At 72.5% G+C, this 25796-nt stretch carries 27 protein-coding genes; 19 read left to right on the top strand and 8 right to left on the bottom strand.

What is annotated here, in order from left to right:
• From IH00_RS0101625 to IH00_RS0101615, 3 genes are all read left to right on the top strand, one after another.
• On the top strand, positions 1 to 241 hold a 241-nt coding region (locus IH00_RS0101625; protein WP_031068716.1), incomplete at its 5' end, for a methylmalonyl-CoA mutase family protein.
• 77 nt (positions 242 to 318) lie between these two features.
• A complete protein-coding gene (gene leuE / locus IH00_RS0101620) occupies positions 319 to 978 on the top strand; it encodes a leucine efflux protein LeuE (protein ID WP_031068715.1) in 660 nt (219 codons plus the stop codon).
• A 69-nt stretch (positions 979 to 1047) separates the two neighbouring features.
• Entirely contained in the window at positions 1048 to 1869 is an 822-nt protein-coding gene (locus IH00_RS0101615) for a MerR family transcriptional regulator (RefSeq protein ID WP_031068713.1), read from the top strand.
• A 22-nt stretch (positions 1870 to 1891) separates the two neighbouring features.
• On the opposite strand, the gene IH00_RS0101610 is transcribed toward IH00_RS0101615, so the two are convergent.
• Both IH00_RS0101610 and IH00_RS0101605 read right to left on the bottom strand, forming a co-directional pair.
• A complete protein-coding gene (locus IH00_RS0101610; RefSeq protein ID WP_031068711.1) occupies positions 1892 to 3277 on the bottom strand; it encodes a polysialyltransferase family glycosyltransferase in 1386 nt (461 codons plus the stop codon).
• A complete protein-coding gene (locus tag IH00_RS0101605) occupies positions 3274 to 4248 on the bottom strand; it encodes a glycosyltransferase family 2 protein (protein ID WP_031068709.1) in 975 nt (324 codons plus the stop codon). Before IH00_RS0101605 ends, IH00_RS0101610 begins: the two co-directional genes overlap by 4 nt.
• A 166-nt stretch (positions 4249 to 4414) precedes the next feature.
• Here IH00_RS0101605 and IH00_RS0101600 point away from each other — a divergent pair, with 166 nt between their 5' ends.
• From IH00_RS0101600 to IH00_RS39715, 13 genes are all read left to right on the top strand, one after another.
• Positions 4415 to 5686: a DUF6716 putative glycosyltransferase gene (locus tag IH00_RS0101600; RefSeq protein ID WP_031068708.1), complete on the top strand. Its 1272-nt coding sequence runs from the start codon at positions 4415 to 4417 to the stop codon at positions 5684 to 5686.
• The gene (locus IH00_RS0101595; protein ID WP_234334725.1) at positions 5683 to 6918 is read left to right on the top strand and encodes an acylneuraminate cytidylyltransferase; all 1236 of its coding nucleotides are present in this window, start codon (positions 5683 to 5685) and stop codon (positions 6916 to 6918) included. The genes IH00_RS0101600 and IH00_RS0101595 overlap by 4 nt, the downstream gene beginning before the upstream one ends.
• Before the next feature lie 6 nt (positions 6919 to 6924).
• Positions 6925 to 7818, top strand: coding sequence for an N-acetylneuraminate synthase family protein (locus IH00_RS0101590; RefSeq protein ID WP_031068706.1), 894 nt, complete (start codon positions 6925 to 6927; stop codon positions 7816 to 7818).
• Positions 7815 to 8867, top strand: a complete 1053-nt coding sequence (locus tag IH00_RS0101585; RefSeq protein WP_031068705.1) for a hypothetical protein — start codon at positions 7815 to 7817, stop codon at positions 8865 to 8867. The genes IH00_RS0101590 and IH00_RS0101585 overlap by 4 nt, the downstream gene beginning before the upstream one ends.
• 182 nt (positions 8868 to 9049) lie before the next feature.
• Positions 9050 to 10276 (top strand): amidohydrolase, encoded by a 1227-nt coding sequence (locus tag IH00_RS0101580; RefSeq protein ID WP_031068703.1) that lies wholly within the window; start codon positions 9050 to 9052, stop codon positions 10274 to 10276.
• Between the two features lie 292 nt (positions 10277 to 10568).
• Positions 10569 to 11612, top strand: a complete 1044-nt coding sequence (locus tag IH00_RS0101575; protein ID WP_031068702.1) for a BMP family lipoprotein — start codon at positions 10569 to 10571, stop codon at positions 11610 to 11612.
• A gap of 197 nt (positions 11613 to 11809) precedes the next feature.
• A complete protein-coding gene (locus IH00_RS0101570; RefSeq protein ID WP_107064380.1) occupies positions 11810 to 13396 on the top strand; it encodes an ABC transporter ATP-binding protein in 1587 nt (528 codons plus the stop codon).
• The gene (locus IH00_RS0101565; protein ID WP_031068697.1) at positions 13393 to 14502 is read left to right on the top strand and encodes an ABC transporter permease; all 1110 of its coding nucleotides are present in this window, start codon (positions 13393 to 13395) and stop codon (positions 14500 to 14502) included. The genes IH00_RS0101570 and IH00_RS0101565 overlap by 4 nt, the downstream gene beginning before the upstream one ends.
• On the top strand, positions 14499 to 15770 hold the full coding sequence (locus tag IH00_RS0101560) for an ABC transporter permease (RefSeq protein ID WP_031068695.1): 1272 nt from the start codon (positions 14499 to 14501) through the stop codon (positions 15768 to 15770). The genes IH00_RS0101565 and IH00_RS0101560 overlap by 4 nt, the downstream gene beginning before the upstream one ends.
• Complete coding sequence (locus IH00_RS0101555; protein WP_031068693.1) at positions 15767 to 16159, top strand: cytidine deaminase; 393 nt, start codon at positions 15767 to 15769, stop codon at positions 16157 to 16159. Before IH00_RS0101560 ends, IH00_RS0101555 begins: the two co-directional genes overlap by 4 nt.
• A gap of 25 nt (positions 16160 to 16184) precedes the next feature.
• Positions 16185 to 17462: a thymidine phosphorylase gene (locus IH00_RS0101550; RefSeq protein WP_031068690.1), complete on the top strand. Its 1278-nt coding sequence runs from the start codon at positions 16185 to 16187 to the stop codon at positions 17460 to 17462.
• Between the two features lie 62 nt (positions 17463 to 17524).
• On the top strand, positions 17525 to 17851 hold the full coding sequence (locus IH00_RS0101545; RefSeq protein ID WP_324615766.1) for a Uma2 family endonuclease: 327 nt from the start codon (positions 17525 to 17527) through the stop codon (positions 17849 to 17851).
• A 60-nt stretch (positions 17852 to 17911) separates the two neighbouring features.
• Positions 17912 to 18262 (top strand): STAS domain-containing protein, encoded by a 351-nt coding sequence (locus tag IH00_RS39715; RefSeq protein ID WP_078887495.1) that lies wholly within the window; start codon positions 17912 to 17914, stop codon positions 18260 to 18262.
• Here IH00_RS39715 and IH00_RS0101540 read toward each other — a convergent pair.
• From IH00_RS0101540 to IH00_RS0101530, 3 genes are all read right to left on the bottom strand, one after another.
• Entirely contained in the window at positions 18195 to 19169 is a 975-nt protein-coding gene (locus IH00_RS0101540; protein WP_031068686.1) for a sigma-70 family RNA polymerase sigma factor, read from the bottom strand. The two genes, IH00_RS39715 and IH00_RS0101540, sit on opposite strands and share 68 nt — an antisense overlap.
• 70 nt (positions 19170 to 19239) lie before the next feature.
• Positions 19240 to 19914, bottom strand: coding sequence for a L,D-transpeptidase family protein (locus IH00_RS0101535; protein WP_031068684.1), 675 nt, complete (start codon positions 19912 to 19914; stop codon positions 19240 to 19242).
• A 55-nt stretch (positions 19915 to 19969) separates the two neighbouring features.
• Positions 19970 to 21259 (bottom strand): MFS transporter, encoded by a 1290-nt coding sequence (locus IH00_RS0101530; RefSeq protein ID WP_031068682.1) that lies wholly within the window; start codon positions 21257 to 21259, stop codon positions 19970 to 19972.
• Between the two features lie 62 nt (positions 21260 to 21321).
• Between IH00_RS0101530 and IH00_RS0101525 the strand changes: the two genes are divergently transcribed.
• On the top strand, positions 21322 to 22293 hold the full coding sequence (locus IH00_RS0101525) for a LysR family transcriptional regulator (RefSeq protein WP_031068680.1): 972 nt from the start codon (positions 21322 to 21324) through the stop codon (positions 22291 to 22293).
• A gap of 33 nt (positions 22294 to 22326) precedes the next feature.
• Here IH00_RS0101525 and IH00_RS0101520 read toward each other — a convergent pair whose 3' ends face one another.
• A complete protein-coding gene (locus tag IH00_RS0101520; RefSeq protein WP_031068678.1) occupies positions 22327 to 23100 on the bottom strand; it encodes an alpha/beta hydrolase in 774 nt (257 codons plus the stop codon).
• Positions 23101 to 23200: 100 nt separating this feature from the next.
• Here IH00_RS0101520 and IH00_RS0101515 point away from each other — a divergent pair, with 100 nt between their 5' ends.
• Together IH00_RS0101515 and IH00_RS0101510 are read left to right on the top strand one after the other, a co-directional pair.
• Entirely contained in the window at positions 23201 to 24337 is a 1137-nt protein-coding gene (locus tag IH00_RS0101515) for an adenosine deaminase (RefSeq protein ID WP_031068677.1), read from the top strand.
• A 144-nt stretch (positions 24338 to 24481) separates the two neighbouring features.
• Complete coding sequence (locus IH00_RS0101510; RefSeq protein ID WP_031068675.1) at positions 24482 to 24802, top strand: hypothetical protein; 321 nt, start codon at positions 24482 to 24484, stop codon at positions 24800 to 24802.
• A 69-nt stretch (positions 24803 to 24871) separates the two neighbouring features.
• Here IH00_RS0101510 and IH00_RS0101505 read toward each other — a convergent pair whose 3' ends face one another.
• Both IH00_RS0101505 and IH00_RS0101500 read right to left on the bottom strand, forming a co-directional pair.
• Positions 24872 to 25072, bottom strand: a complete 201-nt coding sequence (locus IH00_RS0101505) for a PspC domain-containing protein (RefSeq protein WP_031068673.1) — start codon at positions 25070 to 25072, stop codon at positions 24872 to 24874.
• A gap of 69 nt (positions 25073 to 25141) precedes the next feature.
• Positions 25142 to 25684 (bottom strand): VanZ family protein, encoded by a 543-nt coding sequence (locus tag IH00_RS0101500; RefSeq protein ID WP_031068671.1) that lies wholly within the window; start codon positions 25682 to 25684, stop codon positions 25142 to 25144.
• Positions 25685 to 25796: the final 112 nt, after the last annotated feature.

Genomic DNA, 25796 nt, shown 5'->3' with positions numbered 1-25796 from the left:
GCCCCTGCGCGTCGACCCGGCCATCGAGGCCCAGCAGGCCGAACGCCTCGCCAAGCTGCGTGCCGAGCGCGACCAGGCGGCCGTGGACGCGGCGCTCGCGGCGCTGCGCAAGGCGGCCGAGGGCACCGACAACGTCCTGTACCCGATGAAGGACGCCCTCAAGGCACGCGCGACGGTCGGCGAGGTGTGCAACGCGCTGCGCGAGGTGTGGGGCACGTACGTCCCGTCCGACGTGTTCTGACCGGCCGGTTTCCCGCGCCATTCCGCATCGCGGAATAGGCGGGCGGAGTGTCGTACCCCTGTGCGACACTCCGCCCCATGCTGGGTGTCACCGATCTGCCGACCTATCTCGCGGGCCTCGTCCTCATCATTCTGCTGCCGGGGCCGAACTCCCTGTACGTGCTCTCCGTCGCCGCCCGCCGCGGCACCCGCGCCGGGTACGTGGCCGCGTCCGGCGTCTGGTGCGGGGACACCGTGCTGATGACGCTCTCCGCCGCCGGTGTCGCCTCGCTGCTCCAGGCGAACGCGCTGCTCTTCGGGATCGTGAAGTACGCGGGGGCCGGCTACCTGACGTGGCTGGCCGTCGGGATGCTGCGGGCCGCCTGGTCGATGTGGCGCAGCCGGGGCGAGCGGGCGGCGGAGGCGCCGGGCGGCGCGGCCGCAGGGGTGGCCGCCGAGCGCCCGTTCCGGCGCGCGTTCCTGATCAGCCTGTTCAACCCGAAGGCGATCCTCTTCTTCGTCGCGTTCTTCGTGCAGTTCGTGGACCCGGCGTACCAGTACCCGGCCCTCTCGTTCGTCGTCCTCGGGGGCCTCGCGCAGGCCGCGAGCGTCCTCTACCTGACCCTGCTGATCCTCGCGGGCACGCATCTGGCCGCCGCGTTCCGCCGCCGCAGGCGCCTGTCGGCCACGGCCACCTCGGCGGCGGGCGCGCTGTTCCTCGGCTTCGCGGTGAAGCTGTCCCTCAGCAGCACCGCCTGACCCCGGCACCGCCCGATCCCGGCACCGCTTGACCCTGACACCGTGTGAGGCCGTCTCGTAGGGGGCGTCATGTTCACCATCGGAGACTTCGCCCGGCACGGCCGGGTCTCGGTCCGCATGCTGCGCCACTACGACGCCATCGGACTGCTGCGCCCCGCCCGCGTCGACCCGTACAGCGGCTACCGCTTCTACGAAGCCGGCCAGCTCGCCCGGCTCAACCGCGTCATCGCGCTCAAGGACCTCGGCTTCACCCTCGACCAGGTGCGGTCGATCCTCGACGAGGAGGTCGGCGCCGAGGAGCTGCGCGGGATGCTGAGGCTGCGGCAGGCCGAGCTGGAGACGGCGATGAGCGAGGCGGCCGCGCGCCTGGCGCAGGTCGCGGCGAGGCTCCGGGCCATCGAGAGCGAGGGACGCATGTCCACGCAGGACGTCGTACTGAAGAGCGTTCCGGCCGTGCGGCTGGCCGAGCTGAGCGGCACCGCCGCGGGCTTCGGACCGGCCGAGATCGGCCCGGTCATCACCCCCCTGTACGAGCAGCTGTGCGCCCGGCTGGAGGCCGCCGGGGTCACTCCCTGCGGTCCGGGCGTCGCGTACTACGAGGACGCCCCGGCGGGTGACGGCTCGGTCGTCGTCCACGCGGGCATGACCGTGCCGGACGGGGTCACCGTGCCCGGCGCGGACATCGTCGTCCTGCCCGGGCTGGAGCAGGCGGCGACCGTCGTCCACCGGGGGCCGATGGACAACCTGCTGCCCACCCTGCAGACCCTGGCCACCTGGATCGGCACCAACGGCTACCGCTCCGCCGGCTACACCCGCGAGCTGTACCTGGAGGTCCCCGACGACCGCTCGCGGTGGGTCACCGAGCTCCAGGAACCGGTCGTCCGGGACTGACCCGCGCCCCCCCGCGTCCGTGTCACCGGCGCAGCGCCGCCCGCTTGAGGCGGCGCGCCCGGCGGACCAGGAGGCGGGTCAGCGCGGTGCGCGGCACCTTGAGCCCGCCGGGCAGGCCGCCCGGCAGACCGAGGGCCGTCAGGCGGCGGCGCTTGAAGTACCGGCGGGTGGCGGGGGTGAGGCGGTCGGCCAGGTACCGCTCGGCCGCCGGCCGCAGGTCCGCGCGGACCTGCGGCTGCATCGCGAAGCCGACGGCGTCCAGCAGGCCCGCGAGGTCCGGCACCCCGCCCGTCCCGCCGCTCTCCAGGTCCGGCAGCAGTGCGTCCGCGAGGGTCACCGGCACCCGGTTGCTGTTCTGGTACGGCGTCAGTCGGTCCAGCAGCGGGGCGGTGCCGAGCCGTGCGACCGGCAGCCCGTAGAAGCCGCTCGCCGTGAACAGCGCCGTCGAGAAGCACCCGGCGACCAGCGCCGGCCGCAGCCGCCGGAACAGCACCTCGGCGAGGACGGGACGGTCGGGCACGGTCAGTTCGGCGCCCAGCTCCCGCGCCCGGAGCTCCAGCGTCCGCGACCAGGACGCCGGCGCGACCGGGTGCGGCTTGAAGACGATCCTGCGATGCCCGCGCGCGACGGCGCCGCGCACCATCCGTACGTGCAGGTCCTCCTCCTCGGCGGGGGAGAGGATGCCGAGCGCGGACAGGTACTGCCCCAGCAGCAGCGCGACGCCCTCCCCGGTCTCCCCGCACTCGTCCGGCCCGCACTCGTCCGGCCCGCACTCGTCCGGCCCGTACCCGGCGTCCCCGCCCCCGGTCGCCCCGGTCTCGTCCTCCGCGAGTTCGTCCACGACCTTCGTGAACGCCTCCGCCGGGACCACCTCGGGCACCACCCCGAACTCCGCCAGCAGCAGCGGCCGCAGGCCCGGCACCAGATCCAGGTGCAGCAGCCTGCGCACGCGCTCCCCGACGAGCGGGTCGATCCGGTTGCGGGTGGGCCCGTAGCTCATCAGCCCGTCGGCGTACACGTCGATCGCGGCCTCCGGGAACAGCTGCGCCACCGTGAGCGCGGGCGGGACCTGGAGCGACTCGACGGCCAGTGCCACGCGGTCGTCGCCCAGCCCCCACAGCAGCCGCAGGTACCGCTCCCACAGCGGTACGTCGTCGGGGCGCGGGGTCCAGCCGCCGGGGTGGAACGGCGCGACGGCGTCGTTCCACGACAGGACGGCGTCGAAGCGGTGGCTCAGCCGGTCGAAGCCCGGCATCCGGTCGAGCGGGACGGCCGTCTCCGGCGTCGCCGCGTTGTTGGCGACCAGCAGCAGCCGCCGGTCGGCGGGTTCGAAGCAGCCGCTGTCGATCGCGGCGGCGAGCGTCACCGCCCCGTACAGCGTCGAGGCGTAGAAGATCTGCGTGCTCACGAGGCCGCTCCCGCCTTCACCGGGCGGCGGCGCAGGGCGCGCAGCAGCGCCGCCCGCTCGCCGTCCATCGTGGCGAGCGCGTCCGTCAGGACGTCCTGCGGCATCCGGCGCAGCGCCGCCGCGCTCCGGCTGCGCAAGGTGCGGGCGACCCGCGCCTCGAACCGGCCGGAACCCATGTGGTGGGCGATGATCGCGCAATACGTGCGCACCGCTTTCGGCAGCAGCCGAGCGGAATCCGGATCCTTCGCCGTTTCCTCGAGAACCTGGTCGAAAGCGCGGATGAAATCGAGCTGCCGAATGTCTCCGATTTGCGTGAGGGACGAGGAGACGCCGCGCCGGTAGAAGAGGGAGAGCGAGCTCACCGCCGCGAAGGAATCCGCTTCCCGGTGCAGCCGCCATATCCACGGCCGGTCCTCCGCGGTCCGCAGTCCGTCGGTGAAATGCAGCAGCCCCCGCTCGGCGAGGCGCCGGTGGTACATGCCGGCCCAGGCGTACGGGTAGTCCACCGAAGTGGACCGCCCGGTCGGCAGGATCGCGTCCCTGGGCCGCAGCACCTCCCCGCGCCGGCCCACCGGGACGCGGTGCACCGTCCGCGTCCTGCCGGTGCACTGCACATGGTCCGTGCGGACGAAGTCGCACCCCAACTCCTCGATGGCGGCGAGGAGTCGGGCGAAGTGGCCGGGCGCCAGCCAGTCGTCGCCGTCGAGGAAGGCGAGGTACTCGCCGCGCGCCGCGTCGATGCCGGTGTTGCGGGCGGTGGCGAGCCCGGCGTTGCGCGCGTGTCTCAGCAGCACCGCGCCCGGGACCTCGCGGGCCGCGCGCTGCAGGATCTCCTGCGTTCCGTCGGTCGAACAGTCGTCGACCAGGAGGAATTCGAAATCGTCCCGCGCATTGGCACGCAGGCTTTCGAGGGCGTCGGGAGCGTATGTCTGCACGTTGAAGAACGGCACGACGACGGAGAGCTTGACCACTCGCGAGACGGTAGGGGGCCGTTCCGGCATTCGTCCTGGCCGGTGGACGGATGTGCGGTGAACACTGAGCGGCGCGCTTATTAACCGGATTGCTGCCAGGTGCTGTTCACCGTTTGTTGCCGCCCAGTTGGGCCGCGAAGCGGAACGCCTTCCTAACGTCCTCGGCGTGCCATCACGAACCAGTGCAGCGGTGCGGATCGCGGTTCTCGCGGATTCCGACACCCGATGGAAGTGGGGCGCGCTGACGGCGCGCCGCATCGCCCCCGAGGACGGCCGGGTCACCGGCTTCGTGCTGCGCGGCCGCGCCACCCCGACCGCGCGCCAGCTCGCCGAGACCGGCGCCGGCGTGGGCGCGCCGCGGGAGGTGACGGGAGCCGGGTTCCTGCGGGTGCTGCGGGAGGAGGCGTACGACGTCGTCGTCCTCGCGCTCGTCGGCGGCACCGTGCAGGCGATGCTGCACGCCCTCGCCGGGGCGCCGCCGCACCCGCGGCCGGTCGTCGTCACCGGGTACGTCGGCGTCGTCTACGAGAAGCTCGCCGACGGGCTGCTGCTGCGGCACGGCGCGGACCTCGTCCTCGCCAACTCGCGCCACGACGCCGAGCGGTTCCGCGCCGTGTACGAGGGCGTCGGCGCCGACCCCTCGGCGGTGGTCGAGGCGGCGCTGCCGTTCCTCGGCGGGGCGCCGTACACGCCCCGCGAGGACCGCGACACGGTGGTCTTCGCCGCGCAGCCCTCCGTACCGGCGACCCGCGAGGAGCGCGCGTACCTGCTGCGCCGGCTGACCGGGCACGCCCTGCTGCACCCCCACCGCGAGGTGCTGCTGAAGCTGCGCTCCCGGCCCGGCGAGCACACCACGCACCTCGAGGAGCACCCGTACCAGAAGCTGGCGCGCGGCCCCCTGCCGCCCAACCTGAGACTGGTCCACGGCCACATGGGCGAGGTCCTCGACCGTACGGACCTGCTGGTCACGGTCTCGTCGACGGCCGCGCTGGAGGCCCTGCACCGGCGCGTCCCCACCGCGGTGCTGACCGACCTCGGCGTCCGCGAGGCGCTCGGCAACCACCACTTCATCGGCTCCGGGCTGCTCACCTCCTGGGACGCCCTCGACGGCGGGCACCGCCCGGTGCCGGACGAGGCGTGGCTGGCGGCGCAGGGCGTCGCGTCGCACGGCGCGTACGAGCGGGCCTTCGACGCGGCCCGCGCCCGGGTGCTCGACCTGCTCGCCGGGCCGCCGCTGCCGCCCCCCGCGCCCTGGTACACGCGGGCGACGGCCCCCGGCTACCTTCCCGGCGTCCTGGCCCGCCACCGCCTGGACAGCGCGGCCGCGGCGCCCGCCGCCGGCCCGGTTCGGCGCGCCCTGCGCGACGCGGCGCGCTCGGTGTACCGCCACGGGGTGCAGCGCGTGGCCCCGGTGGTCCGCCGGCTGGGGGAGCTGTGAGCCGCCCCGGGACGCGGGACGCGGGGGACGGGCGTCCCACCGTGCTGGCCGTGATCCCCGCCCGCGGCGGTTCGAAGGGCGTGCCCGCCAAGAACCTCGCACCGGTGGGCGGCGTCCCGCTGGTCGCCCGTGCCGTGCGCGCCTGCCGGGGCGCCCGCCTCGTGACGGACGTCGTCGTCTCGACCGACGACCCCCGGACCGCCGCCGCGGCGCGCGCCGCGGGCGCCGAGGCCGTACCGCGCCCCGCCGCCCTGTCCGGCGACACCGCGACCAGCGAGTCGGCGGTGCTCCACGCGATGGACGCCTTCGAAGCGCTGCACGGCCGCCGCGCCGACGTGGTCCTCCTGGTCCAGTGCACCAGCCCGTTCCTGACCGCGGCGGACGTCGACGGCGTGGCGGCCGAGATCCTGGACCGCGGCGCCGACACCGCCCTGACCGTCGCCCCGTCGCACGCCTTCCTGTGGCGGCGGTCCGCCGCCGGGCCGGACGGCTCCCGCGGCGCCCTCGGCGTCAACCACGACACGGCGCGCCGTCCCCGCCGGCAGGAGCGGGAGCCCGAGTACCTGGAGACCGGTGCCGCGTACGGCATGGAGGCGCGCGGCTTCCGTACGCACCGGCACCGGTTCTTCGGACGCACCGCGCTGGTCGTCACCGACCCGGCCCGGGTGCTGGAGATCGACGACCCGCACGACCTCGCCCGCGCCCGCGCGCTCGCCCCGCTGCTGGACGAGCCGGCCACGCCGACCGCCGCGGACGTCGACGCCGTCGTCCTCGACTTCGACGGCACCCAGACCGACGACCGGGTGCTCGTCGACGCCGACGGGCACGAGTTCGTCGCCGTGCACCGCGGCGACGGCCTGGGCATCGCCGCGCTGCGCCGCGCGGGTGTGCGGCTGCTGATCCTGTCCACGGAGCGCAACGCGGTCGTGGCCGCCCGCGCCCGCAAGCTCGCCGTGCCCGTCCTGCACGGCGTCGACCGCAAGGACCTCGCACTCAAGCAGTGGTGCGACGACCACGCCATCGATCCCGGGCGCGTGCTCTACGCCGGGAACGACGTCAACGACCTGCCCTGCTTCGGACTCGTCGGCTGGCCCGTCGCCGTCGCGAGCGCCCACGAGGCCGTACGGGCCGCCGCCCGTGCCGTCACCGGAGCGCCGGGCGGCGCCGGGGCGATCCGCGAGATCGCCGGCTGGCTCCTCGGACCCGAGCTGCAGACCCTCCCCACCACCTAAGGAACCATGACCGTGAACTCCCGCCTGCGCACCCTCGGCCGCAAGACCGTCGGCCCCGGCAGTCCCGTCTACATCACGGGCGAGATCGGCATCAACCACAACGGCGACCTCGACAAGGCCCTCGCCCTCGTCGACGCGGCCGCCGACGCCGGCTGCGACGCCGTGAAGTTCCAGAAGCGCACCCCCGAGATCTGCACCCCGCGCGACCAGTGGGACATCGAGCGCGACACCCCCTGGGGCCGGATGACGTACATCGACTACCGCCACCGCGTCGAGTTCGGCGAGGACGAGTACCGCGCCATCGACGCGCACTGCCGCGAGCGCGGCATCGACTGGTTCGCCTCCCCCTGGGACACCGAGGCCGTCGCCTTCCTGGAGAAGTTCGGCCCGCCCGCCCACAAGGTCGCCTCCGCGTCCCTCACCGACGACGAGCTGCTGCGCACCCTGCGCGCCACCGGCCGCACGGTCGTGCTGTCCACCGGCATGTCCACCCCGCGCCAGATCCGGCACGCCGTCGAGGTGCTCGGCAGCGACAACATCCTGCTCTGCCACGCCACCTCCACCTACCCGGCGAAGGCCGAGGAGCTGAACCTGCGGGTGATCGAGTCGCTCATGCGGGACTACCCCAACATCCCCATCGGCTACAGCGGCCACGAGACCGGCCTGCAGACCACGCTCGCCGCCGTCGCCCTGGGCGCCTGCTTCGTCGAGCGGCACATCACCCTCGACCGCGCCATGTGGGGCTCCGACCAGGCGGCCTCCGTGGAGCCGCAGGGCCTCACCCGGCTCGTGCGCGACATCCGCACCATCGAGACCGCGCTCGGCGACGGCGTCAAGAGGGTGTACGAGTCGGAGCTGGCCCCCATGAAGAAGCTCCGCCGCGTCGTGGCCGCGGTATGACGGCCGCCGACCCGGCGGCGGCAGCGAACCTGGCCTTCGTCGAGAGCCCCGTCCAGCTCCTGAACGTCCTGGAGTGGAGCCACCACACCGGGCGGCGGGACCTGACCGTCGTCGTCCTGTCGCCCACCGACCCCATGTCCCGCGGTCAGCTGCGCCGCATGGCCGGGATCGCCCGCGACGAGGGCGTGGCCGTCCGCTGGCAGGAGGCCCGCGCCGGGCGGGGCTCCCTGCCGCGGACCCTGCGGGACCTCGCGCCGCTGCTGCGCGCCGCCGAGCGCGTGATCGTCGGCGACCCGTTCTCGCGGTACGTGCAGCTGCTGCTGACGCTCTTCGGGCCGCGCGCGCTCACCGTGGTGGACGACGGCACCGCGACGATGGAGTTCACGGCGCAGCTGGCGCGCGGCGAGCGTCTCGTGCGCTGGCACCGCCCCGGTGGCCTGCGTGCGCCGCGGGAGCTTGCCCTCGCCCCCGTCACGGCACTGGCGCGGCGGCGGCTCGCCCCCGCGGGCCGGCGCAGCGTGGAGGTCTTCACGGCGCTGCCGGTCGAGGCGCCGCCGGGCACCACCGTCACCCCCAACCGGTTCGCGTGGACCCGCGCCCGCTTCGGTCCGCCCCGCCTCACCCGGGGCGCGGACCTGGTCGGCACCTCGCTGGTCGAGACCGGCGTGGTGGACCCCGACCGGTACGCGCAGGCGGTCGCCGCCCTCGCGGCGGCGCACGGCGCGACCCGGTACTTCGCCCACCGCCGCGAGAGCGTCGAGAAGCTGCACCGGATCGCCGTCACGACGGGCCTGGAGATCGTCCGCCCCGAGCTGCCGCTGGAGCTGATCGCCCGGCGCGGCCCGATCGGGCGCACGGTCCTCAGCTTCCCGTCCACGGTCGTGCACACCCTGCCGCCGGCGCTCGCCGGCACCGGGATCACCATCACGGTCTGCGCGATCGCGCCGGAGTGGCTGCGCGCGACCGCTTCCCCCCGGGCGCGGGGCTTCCTGGCCGGGGTCACGGAGTCGGCACGCAGCGCGCACGGGCTGTCGCTGACGGGTGCGTGACGCCCGCCCGCCTACCACCGAACGAAAGATCGACAAAAGGCCGAAAAACCGTGAGCTTACCCACTTGGTGTGCCGCTCAAGCCCGTCCAACCAGGTTTCTTTCCCCTATCGGGCTGAAGTTTTGTAGATCACACGTTAGTTGAGGGCGAAACGCGCCTACCCTTTCAGGGGTGAACAAGTTGATGTCCCGCGACCCCGAAACCGACGTTCCCGGCGAAACGCCCCTCCTCGGTACGCTGCCCGAGCAGCTGCGTGCCGAGCTGATCGCGTTCCGCCGGGATGTGCACATGCATCCCGAGCTCGGTTTCCAGGAGTTCCGTACGACGGCCGCGCTCAAGACCCGCCTGGAGGCGGCCGGGCTGCGCCCGCGGGTCCTCCCGGGCGGTACGGGGCTCACGTGCGACATCGGCACCTGGGACGGCGTACGTCCCATGCTCGCCATCCGGGCGGACATCGACGCGCTGCCCATCCCCGACACCAAGACCGACGTGCCGTACCGGTCGACCGTGCCCGACCGCGCCCACGCGTGCGGCCACGACGTCCACACCACGTGCGCCCTGGGCGCCGCGCTGGTCCTCGCCGACCTCGACCGCCAGGGCCTGCTGCCGAACGCGGTCCGGGTGGTCTTCCAGCCCGCCGAGGAGGTGCTGCCCGGCGGTGCGGTCGACGCGGTCGAGGCGGGCGTCCTGGACGGCGTGGGGCGGATCATCGCGGTGCACTGCGACCCCCGGGTGGACGCCGGGCGCATCGGGTTGCGCACCGGGGCCATCACCTCGGCGTGCGACCGCCTGGAGGTCACCCTCGCCGGTCCCGGCGGCCACACCGCCCGGCCGCACCTGACGACGGACCTCGTCACCGCGGCCGCCCGCGTGGCGACCGACGCGCCCGCCGTGCTGGCCCGCCGCATCGACGCCCGCGCGGGACTCGCCCTCACCTGGGGACGCATCGAGTGCGGTCACGCCCCCAACGTCATCCCGCAGCACGCCGAACTCGGCGGCACCGTGCGCTGCCTGGACCTGGCGGCCTGGCGGGAGGCCCCCGACCAGGTGTACGCCGCCATCGACGAGGTGGCGACGCTGCACGGCGCCAAGTGCCAGATCGAGTACGTGCGCGGCGTCCCGCCGGTCGTCAACGACCCGGCGGTCACGGAGCTGCTGCACGACGCGATGGCCGAGCGGTGCGGGGCGTACGCCATCGAGGACACCGAGCAGAGCCTCGGCGGCGAGGACTTCTCCTGGTACCTGGAGCACGTGCCGGGCGCCATGGCGCGCCTGGGCGTCCGCCGCCCGGGTGACCCCGCCAAGCATGACCTGCACCGCGGCGACTTCGACGTGGACGAGTCCGCGATCAAGGTCGGCGTCGAACTCTTCACGGCCGCGGCCCTCCTCGACGGCCGCCGCCCCTCCTGACACGGGCGCGGGGGCCTCCGGACCGGCCGGCTCCGGCCCGGTGCCGGAGGCCGGTTCCCGGCCCCGCGCGCCCGCCGAGCGCCACGCGGCGTGGCCGCCGGGTGACACTGTGCCGCACGGCCGAAAGGGTTCGAACGCGTGTCGCCGCGTCCTCGATCCCCCGCGGCCATCCGCTGTTCGCGTCGATCTGGTAACGGCTACCGAACAGGCCTTTACCTGACATCTACGCGCGTTACGATCGCCGCGAAACCAGCGCCGAAGTGGCGCTTCGGTCAGGTCGAAGGAGCCCCCCTTGCGCCGGATCACCAGGATCGCAACCGTGAGCGTCGCGTCCGCGGCACTCGCGCTCAGCGCCACCGCGTGTGGCGGAAAGTCGTCGGACACCGCTTCCGACGGCGAGCCCAAGGCAGCCATCGCGTACGACATCGGCGGCCGCGGTGACCAGTCCTTCAACGACGCCGCCTACGCCGGCCTGGAGAAGGCCGAGAAGGAGCTGGGCGTCAAGGGTGCCGAAGCCGAGCCCAGCGAGGGAGAGGGCGACCCGGACAAGGTCCAGCGCCTCACCGAGCTGGCCCGCGCCGGCAACAACCCCGTCATCGGTGTCGGCTTCGCCTACGCGCCGGCCATCGCCGAGGTCGCCCCGAAGTTCCCGAAGACCACCTTCGGCCTCATCGACGACACCTCGAAGACCGGCAAGAACATCGCCAACCTGGTCTTCAACGAGGAGCAGGGCTCCTACCTGGCCGGCGTCGCCGCCGCCAAGGTGACCAAGTCCAACACCGTCGGCTTCATCGGCGGCGTGGAGACCCCGCTCATCAAGAAGTTCGAGGCGGGCTTCGTCCAGGGCGTCAAGGACACCAACAAGAGCGTCAACGTCAAGGTCCAGTACCTGACGCAGCCGCCGGACTTCGGTGGCTTCTCCAAGCCGGACCTCGGCAAGGCCGCCGCGCAGGGCCAGATCGACGCGGGCGCCGACGTGATCTACGCGGCCGCCGGTCTCGCCGGCTCCGGCTCCATCGAGGCCGCCGCCAAGGCCAAGAAGTGGGCCATCGGCGTCGACTCCGACCAGTACAACCAGAAGGGCCTCGCGGCCTACAAGGAGTACATCCTCACCTCGGTGACCAAGGACGTCGCGGACTCCGTCTACAACCTGATCAAGTCGGTCAAGGACGGCAAGCCGCAGTCCGGTGAGATCCGCTACGGCCTGGACAAGGACGGCGTGGGCCTGGCCACCTCCAACCCGGCCTTCACCAAGATGACCGACGTGACCGCCGCGGTCGACAAGGCCAAGGCGGCCATCATCGCCGGCACCATCAAGGTCAAGACCGCCCCGTAACCGCGCGGCCGGTACCGGTACCGCGGGTCCGGAGAGCGCGGCGAGAGCCGCCTCTCCGGACCCGGACCACGTTCCGGCCCCGCTTTTTCCCCTTCGTTGTCGCTACGCGCGTAGAGCCCCGTGCCGCGCGGTAACTTCGGCACCTGCCCACCCGCCCTCCGCTCCTGAAGCTCCTTTCCCGCCAAGGAGAGTGCGTCATCAACGCGTCCAGTCCGTCATCGCCGCCGGCTGCCGCCGCCGTAGAACTGCGCGGCATCACCAAGCGCTTCCCCGGCGTCGTCGCCAACCACGACATCGACATCACCATCCGCAAGGGCACGGTCCACGCCCTGATCGGTGAGAACGGTGCCGGCAAGTCGACCCTGATGAAGATCCTCTACGGCATGCAGAAGCCGGACGAGGGCACCATCACGATCGACGGCAAGCAGGTCTCCTTCTCCAGCCCCGCCGACGCCATCGCCATCGGCATCGGCATGGTCCACCAGCACTTCATGCTGGCCGACAACCTCACCGTGCTGGAGAACGTCGTCCTCGGCAGCGAGAAGCTGTACGGCATCGGCGCCAAGGCCCGTAAGAAGATCATGGAGATCTCGGACGCGTACGGGCTGAACATCCGCCCGGACGTCCTCGTGGAGCAGCTCGGCGTCGCCGACCGCCAGCGCGTGGAGATCCTCAAGGTCCTGTTCCGCGGGGCCCGCACCCTCATCCTGGACGAGCCGACCGCCGTGCTCGTCCCGCAGGAGGTCGACGCGCTCTTCGCCAACCTGCGCGAGCTCAAGGCCGAGGGCCTGACGGTCATCTTCATCTCGCACAAGCTGGGCGAGGTGCTGTCCGTCGCCGACGACATCACCGTCATCCGGCGCGGCACCACCGTCGGCACCGCCGACCCGCGCACCGCCACCACCAAGCAGCTCGCCGAGCTGATGGTCGGCGCCGAGCTGCCGTCGCCCGAGACCCGCGAGTCCACGGTCACCGACGTACCCATGCTGACGGTCGAGGACCTGCGCCTCACCGAGACCGACCCCGACGGCATCGTCCGCGAGGTCCTCGCCGGCATCGGCTTCACCATCCACAAGGGCGAGGTCATGGGCATCGCCGGTGTGGAGGGCAACGGCCAGACCGAGCTCATCGAGGCGCTGATCGGCCTGCGCGCCCTCGACGGCGGCGTGATCACCCTCGACGGCGCCGACATCTCGCAGGCGCCGACCCGCAAGCGCCGCGAGGGCGGCATCGGCTACATCCCCGAGGACCGTCACCGCCACGGCCTGCTGCTGGAGTCCCCGCTGTGGGAGAACCGCATCCTCGGCCACGTCACCGAGGCGCCCAACAGCAAGCACGGCATCCTCAACCTCAAGGCCGCCCGCAAGGACACCGAGCGGATCGTGCGCGAGTACGACGTGCGCACCCCCGGCATCGAGGTCACCGCGGCCTCCCTCTCCGGCGGCAACCAGCAGAAGCTGATCGTCGGCCGTGAGATGAGCCACGCCCCCAAGCTCCTCATCGCCGCCCACCCCACCCGCGGCGTGGACGTCGGCGCACAGGCGCAGATCTGGGACCAGATCCGCGAGGCCCGCCACGAGGGCCTGGCGGTGCTGCTGATCTCCGCCGACCTGGACGAGCTCATCGGGCTCTCCGACACCCTGCGGGTGATGTACCGCGGCCGGCTGGTCGCGGACGCCGACCCCGCCACGATCACTCCGGAGGAGCTGGGCTCGGCCATGACCGGCGCCGCCACCGGCCACCTTGAGCACCACGACGAGAACCCGAACGGTGAGGGCCGATGAAGAAGTTCGACAAGGACCGGCTGATCCTGGGCCTCGCCGGCCCGGCGCTCGCGCTGGTCGTGGCCTTCCTGCTCACCTCGGTGGTGCTGCTGGCCTCGGACCGTGATCCGTTCGAGCCGTACCGGATCATGTTCCAGAGCCTGGAGTACACCGACATCCAGGTCCTCATCCTCAACCAGACCGGCACGTACTACCTCGCCGCGCTGGCGGTCGCCATCGGCTTCCGGATGAACCTGTTCAACATCGGTGTGGACGGCCAGTACCGCCTCGCCGTGATGCTCGCCGCGGTCGTCGGTGCGGCCGTCGAGCTGCCCGGCCCGCTGCACATCCTGCTGATCGTCCTCGTCGCGATGCTCGTCGGCGCCCTGTGGGCCGGCATCGCGGGCGTGCTGAAGACCACCCGCGGCGTCAGCGAGGTCGTCTCCACGATCATGCTGAACGCCATCGCGACCAGCCTCATCGCCTGGATGATCCTGCCCGCCAACCTCGGCGTGCAGCCCCCCGGCTCCAACGACCTGACCACCGGTGAGATCGCCGAGTCCGGCTGGATGCCCGGTCTGGACGTGGACGGCGGCACCATCTACGGCTTCACCTTCGTCGCCTTCGCCCTCGGCATCGTCTACTGGTTCGTCCTCAACCGCACCCGCTTCGGCTTCGACCTGCGCGCCACCGGCGCCAGCGGGTCCGCCGCCCAGGCGAGCGGCGTGGACGCCAAGAGGATGATCCTCACGGCCATGCTGATCTCGGGTGCGGTCGCCGGTCTCGCCGGTATGCCGATGCTGCTCGGCCAGACCCACACGTACAGCCTGAGCTTCCCGGTCGGCGTCGGCTTCACGGGCATCACCATCGCCCTGCTCGGCCGCAACAGCCCGGTCGGCATCTTCTTCGCCGCGCTGCTCATCGCCTTCCTCGACAAGGCGTCCGCGTCGCTGGACCAGTACGGCTTCGAGAAGGAGATCGCCACGATCATGCAGGGCCTGATCGTGATCTCCGTCGTCGTGGCGTACGAACTCGTCCGCCAGTACGGGCTGCGCCGTCAGCAGCAGAAGGTCGGCGAGGAGCTTGCCGCCCAGGCCCGCAAGAACAAGGAGGAAGTGGCGGCATGAGCGAGTCCACGAGCACTGTCACGGCCGCTGCCGCGGCGCCCAGGAAGGGCGGCGGCCGCCGCCGGCTCTCCCTGCCCGTCATCCTGCTGATCATCGCCGGCGGACTGGCCCTGTTCTCCCTGGTCCGCGTGATCAGCGGCGCCAACGACCTCACCTCCGTGGGCCAGGTCTCCGGCGCCCTCCAGCTGGCCGTCCCGATCGGTCTGGCGGGCCTCGGCGGCCTGTGGTCCGAGCGGGCCGGCGTGGTCAACATCGGCCTCGAAGGCATGATGATCGTCGGCACCTGGTTCGGTGCCTGGGCCGGCTACCAGTGGGGGCCGTGGACCGGTGTCCTGCTGGGCATCGCCGGCGGCGCGCTCGGCGGCCTGCTGCACGCGCTCATGACGGTCACCTTCAACGTGAACCACATCGTCTCCGGTGTGGCCATCACCATCCTCGCCACCGGCGCCACCCGCTACCTGTCGAACTTCACGTTCGCCGAGGCCCCGGGCGGCTCCTCCAAGCAGTCCCCGCGCATCGACCGGATCACCGACATCACCATCCCGGGGCTGTCGGACGGACTGGCCGATCTCCAGGCCAAGCACTGGTTCTTCGTCTCCGACCTCGCGGGCGTGCTCGGCGGCCTGGTCACCAACCTGTCGCTGCTGACCGTCGTCGCGCTGCTGCTCGTCCCGGCCACCTGGTGGATCCTGTGGCGCACCGGCTTCGGCCTGCGCCTGCGCTCCTGCGGTGAGAACCCCGTCGCCGCCGAGTCCCTCGGCGTCAACGTCTACAAGTACAAGTACATCGCCGTGATCGTCTCCGGCGGCCTCGCGGGCCTCGGCGGCGCCTTCCTCGCCATCGTCTCCACCGGCATCTACCAGGAGGGCCAGACCGGCGGCCGCGGCTACATCGGTCTCGCCGCGATGATCTTCGGCAACTGGATGCCCGGCGGCATGGCGCTCGGTGCCGGACTGTTCGGCTTCACCGACAGCCTCAAGCTGCGCGGCGGCGCCGAGAACGTCCACGCCATGCTCCTGCTGCTGGCGATCCTGCTCGTCGCCTTCCTCGTCTGGCAGCTGTACAAGAAGAAGTACGTCGCCGCCGGCGTCTCCGCCGTCGTCGCGGCCGGCCTGCTCCTCTGGTACGTCAACACCGACCGGCTGCCCAGCCAGTTCGTGGACGCCGCGCCGTACGTCGCCACCCTGCTGGTGCTGGCGCTGTCCGCGCAGCGGCTGCGCATGCCGAAGGCGGACGGCCTGCCCTACAAGAGGGGCCAGGGCAAGTGACGCCCGACGTCTGGGAGGGCCTGCGCGAGGCGGCCCGGGACGCCATGTCCCGGGCGTACGCCCCGTACTCGGGCTACCCGGTCGGCGCGGCCGCCCGCGTGGACGACGGGCGCACGGTCACCGGCTGCAACGTGGAGAACGCCTCGTACGGCATCGGCCTGTGCGCCGAGTGCGGGCTGGTCTCGCAGCTCCAGGCCACGGGCGGCGGCAGGCTCACGCACTTCGTGTGCGTGGACGGCCGCGGCCGGGTGCTGGTGCCGTGCGGCCGGTGCCGCCAGCTGTTGTACGAGTTCGGCGGCGACGAGCTGCTGCTGGACACCCCCGCCGGGGTGCTCACCCTCGGCGAGATGCTGCCGCAGGCCTTCGGGCCGCAGCACCTCGCCCAGTAAGCCACTGGAAGGAAACACCTCACCCATGGACGCGATTTCCGTCATCCGCACCAAGCGGGACGGGGGCGAGCTGAGCCCCGAGCAGATCGACTGGGTCATCGACGCGTACACGCGCGGCGAGGTCGCCGACGAGCAGATGTCGGCGCTGGCGATGGCGATCCTGCTCAACGGCATGAACCGGACGGAGATCGCCCGCTGGACCGCCGCGATGATCGCGAGCGGCGAGCGCATGGACTTCTCGTCCCTCTCCCGCCCGACCGCCGACAAGCACTCCACGGGCGGCGTCGGTGACAAGATCACGCTGCCGCTCGCGCCGCTGGTCGCCGCCTGCGGCGCGGCCGTGCCGCAGCTGTCCGGCCGGGGACTCGGCCACACGGGTGGCACGCTCGACAAGCTGGAGTCCATCCCCGGCTGGCGGGCGCTGCTGTCGAACGAGGAGATGCTGCACGTCCTCGACACGACGGGCGCCGTGATCTGTGCGGCGGGCGACGGTCTGGCGCCGGCCGACAAGAAGCTGTACGCGCTGCGCGACGTCACCGGCACGGTCGAGGCCATCCCGCTGATCGCCTCCTCGATCATGTCCAAGAAGATCGCCGAGGGGACGGGTTCCCTGGTCCTGGACGTGAAGGTCGGCACCGGCGCGTTCATGAAGACCATCGAGGACGCCCGCGAGCTCGCCTCCACCATGGTGGCGCTGGGCACCGACAGCGGTGTGAGGACGGTCGCGCTGCTGACCGACATGTCCACGCCGCTCGGCCTGACCGCGGGCAACGCCCTGGAGGTCCGCGAGTCCGTCGAGGTCCTCGCCGGCGGTGGCCCCGCCGACGTCGTGGAGCTGACCGTCGCCCTCGCCCGCGAGATGCTCGACGCGGCCGGCATCAAGGACGCCGACCCGGCGAAGGCCCTCGCCGACGGCTCCGCGATGGACGTCTGGCGCCGCATGATCGCCGCGCAGGGCGGCGACCCGGACGCCACGCTCCCGGTCGCCCGTGAGCAGCACGTCGTCACGGCCCCCTCCTCGGGCGTGCTCACCCGCCTGGACGCCTACGGCGTCGGTGTCGCCGCCTGGCGCCTCGGCGCGGGCCGCGCCCGCAAGGAGGACCCGGTGCAGGCGGGCGCCGGCGTGGAGATCCACGCCAAGCCGGGCGACACCGTCACGGCGGGCCAGCCCCTGCTGACCCTCCACACGGACACCCCCGAGCGCTTCGAGTACGCGCTGAAGTCCCTGGACGGCAGCTACGACATCGCCGCCGAGGGCACGGCCCACGAGCCGACCCCGGTGGTGCTGGAACGTATCGCCTGACCTCGTCACGGGTGAACGGGACCGATGGACCTCCATCGGTCCCGTTCGGCATGCTGGGACCGGTGTCACAGCCGAAGAAGGAGACCTCCATGGAGCTGGAGGGGAGCGAGGCCGCCCCCCTCATGGCGGTCGAACTGATCGTGGAGTTCACGACCCTCTCCAACGCGAGCCACGACCGGTTGAACAAAGCCGCTGCCTACGCGGAGGCCAAGGTCCCGCTCTACCTGCTCATCGACCGCTTCGCTCCCGCCGGACCGGCCGTCACCCTCTGCGGTGAGCCCGAGGGCGACGTCCACCGCGTCCTCAGCTCGGTGAAGTCCGGCGAGGACATCCACCTTCCCGCCCCCTTCGACCTGACCCTGGAGACCAGCGCCTTCCCCGTCGGCTGATCCGCCCGCGTACACGGCGGCCATCGATGAGTTCCGCTCCCGGCGCGGGTCCTTCTCCCTGTGGACACCACGGATCCGAAAGTCTTCCGCGTCGTCGGCGTGATCGAGCCCGGCGACGTCCCGCGCCTCTGCGAGGAGCTGGGCGGCCTGCTCGCCGGACAGCCGCGGGCCGGAGTACCCGTCGAGTGCGACGTCGGCGGGGTCACGCGGCCGAACCTCGCCCTGCTCGACGCCCTCGCCCGGCTGCGGCTCACCGCCCAGCGGCTCGGTCACCCGCTGACCGTGAGGAACGCCCCACCTGCCCTGTGCGCGCTGCTGGAGCTCACCGGGCTGGGCGCGGTCCTCATGCCTCCAGCCGCTCCGGAAGGTCGAACAGGGGGAACCAGCGCTGCACGTCCAGGAACGACGTGATCCCCGCGACCTTTCCGCCGGTGATCTCGATGACCATGAGCGCCCACGGACTGAAGCCGCCCTCGGGGTCCGGGTGGTAGTGCGCGAACGCCGGCGTGCCGTTCGCCACGACCGGCAGCAGCCGCGAGCCCCGGCACACCTCGCCGACGCCCAGCATCCAGCCGGTGATGTCGTCGTGGCCACGGAGCCACAGGTCGTAGGGCGGCATGGACAGCGTCGCGTCCTCGTGGAGCAGCGCGGTCAGCGCCGCCATGTCGTAGCCCTCGAAGGCCGCCACGTACCGCTCCAGGAGCTTCCGCTGCTCCTCGTCGAGCGGGTCGGCCACGTCGGTGTCGGCCGGCGCCGACTCCGCGAGCGTCGCGCGCGCCCGCTGGAGCGCGCTGTTCACCGAGGCGACCGAGGTGTCCAGCAGCTCGGCGACCTCGCTCGCCTTCCACGCCAGCACCTCGCGCAGGAGCAGCACCACCCGCTGCTTCGGCGGCAGGTGCTGCAGGGCCGCCACGAACGCCAGCCGGACCGTCTCGCGGGACACGGCCGTCTCCGCCGGATCGGCCGTGGACGGCAGCACCCGCCCGTCGGGCACCGGCTCCAGCCAGGTGACCTCCGGGCGGGCGTTGAGCTGCGCCTGCGCCACCGGTGTCGCCGCCGTCAGATCCATCGGGCGGGCCCGCCGGTTCCCGGCGTTCAGCGCGTCCAGGCAGACGTTCGTCGCGATGCGGTACAGCCAGGAGCGCAGGCTGGCGCGGCCCTCGAACTTCTCGATGCCGCGCCAGGCCCGCACCATCGTGTCCTGGACCGCGTCCTCCGCCTCGAAGGCGGAGCCCAGCATGCGGTAGCAGTACCCGGTCAGCTCGGTGCGGTACCGCTCCAGCTCGTCCAGCCGCTCCCGCTGTGCCACGTCGCCCATCGTGTCCACCCCTGTCGCGCTTCCCCTTGCCTCACTCACGGAAGCTACAGGAGCCCACTGACAACGGGCGTCAGGTTCCCGGCTTGCGTCCCCAGACGTGGACGTCGTCGCCGTTGCGCAGCAGCTTCCAGTACGCCTTGGCGTCCGCGTCCCGCATGTTCACGCAGCCGGCGGAGCCGGGCGGGTTCCACATGGACTTGTTCACCGAGTGGAAGGCCTGCCCGCCGTCGAAGAACTGCGCGTACGGCATCCACACCTTGTAGAGCGTCGACCAGTGCTTGATGTTGCGGTGGTAGATCTTCTTCGCACCGGTCCGGGTCTCGGAGCCGTCCCGCCCGGTGCGCACCGGCACCGGCCCGTACGTCAGCTTCGCCCCGTCCTGGATCCAGCTCAGCTGCCGGGTGAGGTCGACGCAGGCGATGCGGCCCTTGTTCGTCGGGCAGAGACCCGCCTTGTTGGGAGTCTTCCCGGCCGCGCGCTGCTTCAGCATCGTGTCCATCGTGCGCCAGGTGAGCGGCCCGGCGTACCCGGCGGAGGGCGTGATGCCGTGCGTCTTCTGGAACGTCTGGATCGCCTTGCAGTCGGCCGCCGACTGCCTGCCGTCCACGGGCCGCCCCAGGAACTTCTCCACCTGCTTCTGGTACGGCCCCGCCGACGTCGTGCAGGACGCGGCCTGGGCGGGCGAGGCGCCCAGCGCGACCGTCAGCGGTACGACCAGTCCGGTCAGGCCGAGGACGGTCCCCATCCGTCCGCGTATGCGTGTCCCACCCACGTGTTCCCCCTCTGCTCCCATGCGACTGTCATGCCCTTAGGACGCTCGGGGACGCCGCGTGGTTGTACATCTCGCGCGACGTGCGTTCCCGCACCCGCGCGGCGTGCGTCCCGTACAGGGTGAGGGACACGACACCGAGCACGGCGACCAGCCCCAGCAGGACCGTTCCGGCCCAGCCGCCGGCGTGGAAGGCGACCGCGCCGAGCGTGCCGCCCGCGCTGCTGCCCAGGTAGTACGCGGACTGGTAGAGCGCCGACGCCTGGGCGCGGCCCGTCTTCGCCGTACGGCTGACCGAGGACGAGGCGACCGCGTGGCCCGCGAAGAACCCGGCCGTGATCAGGACCAGTCCGGCCAGGACGGCGGTCAGGGTGTCGGCCAGCGACAGCAGCAGCCCGGCGGCGGTGGTGGTCACCGCGAGGTACAGCGCCCCGCGCCGCCCGAGCCGCCCGACGAGCCGGCCGGCCGCGGCGGACGACACCGTACCGACCAGGTAGACGAGGAAGACCGAGCCGATCACGCCCTGCGGGAGCGAGAACGGCGCCTCGACGAGCCGGTAGCCGATCACCGTGTACACGGCGCCGAACACGGTCATGAACAGCGCGCCGATCGCATACAGACGCATCAGCAGCGGGTCCGACAGATGGGTGCGCACGTTCCGTGCCAGCGCGCGGGGCCGGAGCGACCCGGCGGTGAAGTGCCGCGCCCTCGGCAGCAGCAGCCGGAAGACCACCGCGCAGACCAGCGCCAGCACGCCGACCGCGGCCAGCGCCGCCCGCCAGCCCCACAGCTGCGCCGCCCAGCCGGTGACGATCCGGCCGCTCATGCCGCCGATGCTGTTGCCCGCGACGAAGAGGCCGATCGCGGCGATCAGCGCCTTGGGCCGTACCTCCTCCGCCAGGTACGCCATCGCCGACGCGGGCAGGCCCGCGAGCGCGGCGCCCTGCACCGCGCGCAGCGCCACCAGCCACGGGAGGTCCGGCGCGAACGGCACGAGGAGGCCGACGGCCACGGCGACCGCGAGGGAGGCGGTCATCAGGGCGCGGCGCCCGAACCGCTCGGACAGGGCGCTCAGCGGCAGCACGCACAGGGCGAGCGCGCCGGTGGCGGCGGAGACGGTCCAACTGGCCGCCGAGGCGCTCACGCCGAAGTCGGCGGAGACGGCAGGGAGCAGGGCCTGCGTCGAGTAGAGGAGGGCGAAGGCGGCGACTCCGGCGGCGAAGAGCGCGAAGCTCATCCGGCGGTGACCGGGGCGGCCGGGGGAAAGACGGGTGTCGGCGACCGCGTCGGTGGCGGCCGCCTTGGTACTGGCGGAAGGCATACCCCGACCGTAGGCACCGGGGGTTGATGCGTCCAATGCATGGAACGGCTTTAATCGTTCCCATGGCGCATCAACGCAGCTCAGAGGATTGGCTGTCACCGAACAGTAACGAAGAAGACATGGGGCTGCTGCTCGCGCCGCGCCTCGCCCACTTCGCGGCGGTCGCCCGCCACGAGCACGTGACGCGCGCCGCGCAGGAACTTGGCGTCCCGCAGTCGACGTTGTCGCGGGCGGTCGTGCGGCTGGAGGAGGACCTGGGCGTGGCCCTGTTCGCCCGCAAGGGCCGTACCGTCTCGCTCACCCCGGCCGGCCGGACCTTCCTCGCCTCCGCCGAGCGGGCGCTGGGCGAAGTGCAGCGCGCCGCCGAGTCCGTGCGCGCCGACGCGGACCCCTCCGCGGGGCGGGTCGCCTTCGGCTTCCTGCACACCATGGGCTCGGAGACGGTACCGGAGCTGATCCGCGCCTTCCGGGTCGACCACCCCCGGGTCCGCTTCACGCTCGTGCAGAACTACGGCGAAGCCATGATCGAGCGCCTGCGCTCCGGCGAGCTGGACCTGTGCCTGACCTCGCCGGTCCCCGACGCCCCGGACCTCGTCGCCCGCCGCCTGGACGAGCAGCGGCTGCGGCTCGTCGTCCCCGACGACCACCGGCTGGCCGGCCGCAAGCGCGTCCGGCTCGCGGAGGCCGCCGACGAGTCGTTCGTCACCCTGGAGCCCGGCTACGGGCTGCGCCGCATCACCGACGCGCTGTGCGCCGAAGCGGGCTTCACACCGCGTGTCGCGTTCGAGGGCGAGGAGGCCGAGACCCTGCGCGGTCTGGTCGCCGCCGGTCTGGGCGTCGCGCTCCTGCCGCCTCCGGCGGTCCCGCGGCCGGGTGTCGTCGAGCTGACGGTGACGGCTCCGCGCGCGGCCCGCGAGATCGGCGTGGCCTGGCTCGACGGCCACCCCGACACCCCGCCGGTGGCGGCCTTCAAGCGGTTCCTCCTCTCCCGCCGCGGGCGGCTCCTGAACGAAGCGGCGCAGCTCCCTGCGTGAGCGTGCGGGCACCCGGCGGGCTCCTCCGGCGCGCTACCGCCGCCGCAGGGCGTGGCGGAAGCCGGCGGCGAGGGGCATGCGCAGGCCCAGGGGCGGCGGGGCCGCCAGGGCGTCGGCGACCGGGCGGGACCAGGGGCGGGCGAACAGCGCGCCCAGGACGAAGTCGGCGGCCAGCGCGAGCACTTCGGCGCGGTGCTCGCGCAGCGCGTGGCCGTCCGAGTGGACCTCGAAGCGGCAGGTGTCGCGGTTCGCCTTCTTCGCGCGCACGGCCAGCCGGTACGACAACTCCGGGTCCGTACGGGCGTCGTTCGTGCCGTGCACGATCATCACGTGGCGGCCCACGAGCTGCTTCACCGGTTCCGGCGCGGCCGCCACGTCGTCCTCCGGCAGCCAGGGGGCCAGTGCCAGCACGGATCCGACGGCGGTGTGGCCGGCCGCGCGCAGCGCCGCCCGGCCGCCCATGCCGCGGCCCACGAGGCACACCGGGACGTCGCCGTAACGGCGCACCACTTCCGACGCCGCCCACGCCGCGTCCGCCGCGAGCCGCGCGTCGGCGCCGTTCCACCCGCGGCCCCGGTACCGCACCACGTGCGCGACGAGCCCCTCGTCCCGGCCCTCCCGCACCAGCCGCCGCGCCAGCGGCAGGGCCGCCGCGTGCGCCACCGCCGAGGGGCCGCGCCCCGACTCCGGTTCGCCGTCCGGGAGCAGGAGCACCACACCGCCCACCGCTCCCGCATCCGTCCCCGCGGCCCGGCCGAGCCGGGGCCCCCGCGCGCTGCCCGTCCCCACGAGCGCCTGGTTCGCCATGGCAGAACAGTCTCAGAAGACCAGATGTCCGCCAGCGGTACGTGCGGTCACTGTTACGTATCGACGCGCCTTCTACGCGCGTAGGGGCTAGAGTTCGACAATGACGAGCCCCACCACCGACCTCCCCACCACCGACCAGATCCGCCGCGCCCCGAAGGTGCTGCTCCACGATCACCTCGACGGCGGTCTGCGGCCCGGCACGATCATCGACCTGGCCCGCGAGACGGGCTACACGGCACTTCCCGAGAGCCGGCCCGACAAGCTGGGCACCTGGTTCCGCGAAGCCGCCGACTCCGGCTCCCTGGAGCGCTACCTGGAGACGTTCGCCCACACCTGCGCCGTCATGCAGACGCGTGAGGCGCTCGTCCGCGTCGCCGCCGAGTGCGCCGAGGACCTCGCGGAGGACGGCGTCGTCTACGCCGAAGTGCGTTACGCGCCCGAGCAGCACCTGGAGAAGGGCCTCACCCTGGAGCAGGTGGTCGAAGCCGTGAACGAGGGCTTCCGCCTCGGTGAGCGGCGCGCCCGCGAAAGCGGCCACCGCATCCGCGTCGGCGCCCTGCTCACCGCCATGCGCCACGCGGCCCGCGCCCTGGAGATCGCCGAACTCGCCAACCGGTACCGGGACAGCGGCGTCGTCGGCTTCGACATCGCGGGCGCCGAGGCCGGCTACCCGCCCACCCGCCACCTCGACGCCTTCGAGTACCTCAAGCGGGAGAACAACCACTTCACCATCCACGCCGGCGAAGCCTTCGGGCTGCCCTCCATCTGGCAGGCCCTCCAGTGGTGCGGAGCCGACCGCCTCGGCCACGGCGTGCGCATCATCGACGACATCAAGGTCGCCGACGACGGCACCGTCACGCTCGGCCGCCTCGCCGCGTACGTGCGCGACAAGCGGATCCCCCTGGAGCTGTGCCCGACGTCCAACCTCCAGACGGGCGCCGCCGCCTCGTACGCCGAGCACCCCATCGGCCTGCTGCGGCGCCTGCACTTCCGGGCCACGGTGAACACCGACAACCGCCTGATGTCCGGCACCAGCATGAGCAATGAATTCGAGCGGCTGATCGGGACGTTCGGCTACACCCTCGATGACATGCAGTGGTTCACGGTCAATGCGATGAAATCAGCATTCATTCCTTTCGACGAACGCCTGGCCATGATCAATGAAGTCATCAAACCGGGTTACGCCGAGCTGAAGTCCGAATGGCTGTTCACGCAGACGGCTGCGACCAGGGGTTAAGCCGCTCGCAAGGTCCGCGGACCTTATCAGGAACGGCCGGGGCGAGCACGACCCGGCCGTTTCAGGTGTTTGCGGAGATCGCCACCGGCTGACTAGCTTGCAGAGCCGCTCAATCTCCCCCGAGAACCCCAAGGACGATTTTCGATGAAGCAGTCCGCCGCCAAGACTCTCGGTGTCGCCGCTCTCGGTGCCGCTTTCGCCGCCACTGCTGCCGGAAGCGCCTCCGCGGTCGTGGGCCCCTCCAACGCCGCTCTGGAAACCACCAACAAGGTGCTGCCGGTCGCCATGCCGCTCGCCGGCTCCGCCGTCCAGCAGCTCCCGAGCCAGCTCCCCGAGGTGCTCGCCACCGCCCAGGGTCTCACCGGAGCCGTCCAGGGGCTCCCCGTCGACCCGAGCACGGTCACCAGCCTCGTCGGCGGCCTGCCCGTCGGCGGCAGCCTGGGCTCCGCCGGCATCGGCGCCTGACACTCCGCACGGCAACGGGGCGCACACCCTCCCCAGGGTGCGCGCCCCGTCGTCGTACACCCCGGCGGGTCACCACGCCGGCTTCGCCGACCGCTCCGCCGGCAGCAGCATCCACAGCGCCAGGTACAGCAGGAACTGCGGACCGGGCAGCAGACAGGACACGAGGAAGATCGCGCGCATCGTCGTCGCGGAGGTGCCGAAGCGCCGTGCCAGCGCCGCGCACACTCCACCGATCATGCGTCCGTCGCGGGGGCGGGTCAGTGCGGCCATGGTGGCCTCCTTGGTGAGTCGTCGTCGTTGCATCCATACTCACCCGGTACACGGGGACAAAGCGTCGGACTACGGGGCGATACCGACCCTGGGAATCGTCGGGGTCGCACCCTGAGACCCCTCGTCCCGGCGGACCACCGGCCCCCGGCGCAGCCGCGCCCGCGCGGCCGGCACCACGGCCAGATGGGTCAGCGCCACCCCGGTCGTGTTCAGCAGCAGCGCGTCGACGTCCACCACCCGCCCGGGCACCACGGTCTGCAGCAGCTCGATCGCCAGCGACACCAGGGCTCCCGCCGCGACCGTACGGGCCAGCGAGGCCCAGGGGGAGACGTCCAGCCTGCCGCCCGCCACCGGCAGCAGCACACCCAGCGGCGCCAGCAGCAGCAGCCCTTCGCCGATCCGCCGGGCCGCCTCGGCAGGCCCCAGCGCCAGATCCGCCTTGATGCCCGCGAACAGCTCCAGGTTGTCCGCGTTCACCCACATCACATCCAGCGGCCGCAGCGTCAGCCAGCCCACCAGCACCATATGCGCGAGGAGGAGGACGAGCCCCGCCGCGCGGAAGCCGATGCGGAAGCGGATGGCGGCACTGCCGCCCGAACCATGACGCTGCACGCCCCACAAGACGCGTGGAGCGGCAGGATCGGTTCCGCGTGGCACCCGCGGTCTCGCCACACACGTCCTCACGGCACCACACACCTCCACACGACCGCACACGTCCTCACGA

Source organism: Streptomyces sp. NRRL S-118 (assembly GCF_000716335.1).
Taxonomy (GTDB): domain Bacteria; phylum Actinomycetota; class Actinomycetes; order Streptomycetales; family Streptomycetaceae; genus Streptomyces.
The sequence above is the reverse complement of the archived record's forward strand: the minus strand, read 5'-3'. Positions and strand labels throughout refer to the sequence as shown.

Bases quoted from the DNA above. Each gene is read 5' to 3' on its own strand.
- IH00_RS0101590 (WP_031068706.1), top strand. From the start codon at position 6,925: ATGACCGTGAACTCCCGCCTGCGCACCCTCGGCCGCAAGACCGTCGGC.
- IH00_RS0101580 (WP_031068703.1), top strand. From the start codon at position 9,050: ATGTCCCGCGACCCCGAAACCGACGTTCCCGGCGAAACGCCCCTCCTC.
- IH00_RS0101615 (WP_031068713.1), top strand. From the start codon at position 1,048: ATGTTCACCATCGGAGACTTCGCCCGGCACGGCCGGGTCTCGGTCCGC.
- IH00_RS0101560 (WP_031068695.1), top strand. From the start codon at position 14,499: ATGAGCGAGTCCACGAGCACTGTCACGGCCGCTGCCGCGGCGCCCAGG.
- IH00_RS0101510 (WP_031068675.1), top strand. From the start codon at position 24,482: ATGAAGCAGTCCGCCGCCAAGACTCTCGGTGTCGCCGCTCTCGGTGCC.
- leuE (WP_031068715.1), top strand. From the start codon at position 319: ATGCTGGGTGTCACCGATCTGCCGACCTATCTCGCGGGCCTCGTCCTC.
- IH00_RS0101535 (WP_031068684.1), bottom strand. From the start codon at position 19,914: ATGGGGACCGTCCTCGGCCTGACCGGACTGGTCGTACCGCTGACGGTC.
- IH00_RS0101505 (WP_031068673.1), bottom strand. From the start codon at position 25,072: ATGGCCGCACTGACCCGCCCCCGCGACGGACGCATGATCGGTGGAGTG.
- IH00_RS0101530 (WP_031068682.1), bottom strand. From the start codon at position 21,259: ATGCCTTCCGCCAGTACCAAGGCGGCCGCCACCGACGCGGTCGCCGAC.
- IH00_RS0101520 (WP_031068678.1), bottom strand. From the start codon at position 23,100: ATGGCGAACCAGGCGCTCGTGGGGACGGGCAGCGCGCGGGGGCCCCGG.
- IH00_RS0101565 (WP_031068697.1), top strand. From the start codon at position 13,393: ATGAAGAAGTTCGACAAGGACCGGCTGATCCTGGGCCTCGCCGGCCCG.
- IH00_RS0101550 (WP_031068690.1), top strand. From the start codon at position 16,185: ATGGACGCGATTTCCGTCATCCGCACCAAGCGGGACGGGGGCGAGCTG.
- IH00_RS0101585 (WP_031068705.1), top strand. From the start codon at position 7,815: ATGACGGCCGCCGACCCGGCGGCGGCAGCGAACCTGGCCTTCGTCGAG.
- IH00_RS0101515 (WP_031068677.1), top strand. From the start codon at position 23,201: ATGACGAGCCCCACCACCGACCTCCCCACCACCGACCAGATCCGCCGC.
- IH00_RS0101525 (WP_031068680.1), top strand. From the start codon at position 21,322: ATGGCGCATCAACGCAGCTCAGAGGATTGGCTGTCACCGAACAGTAAC.
- IH00_RS0101540 (WP_031068686.1), bottom strand. From the start codon at position 19,169: ATGGGCGACGTGGCACAGCGGGAGCGGCTGGACGAGCTGGAGCGGTAC.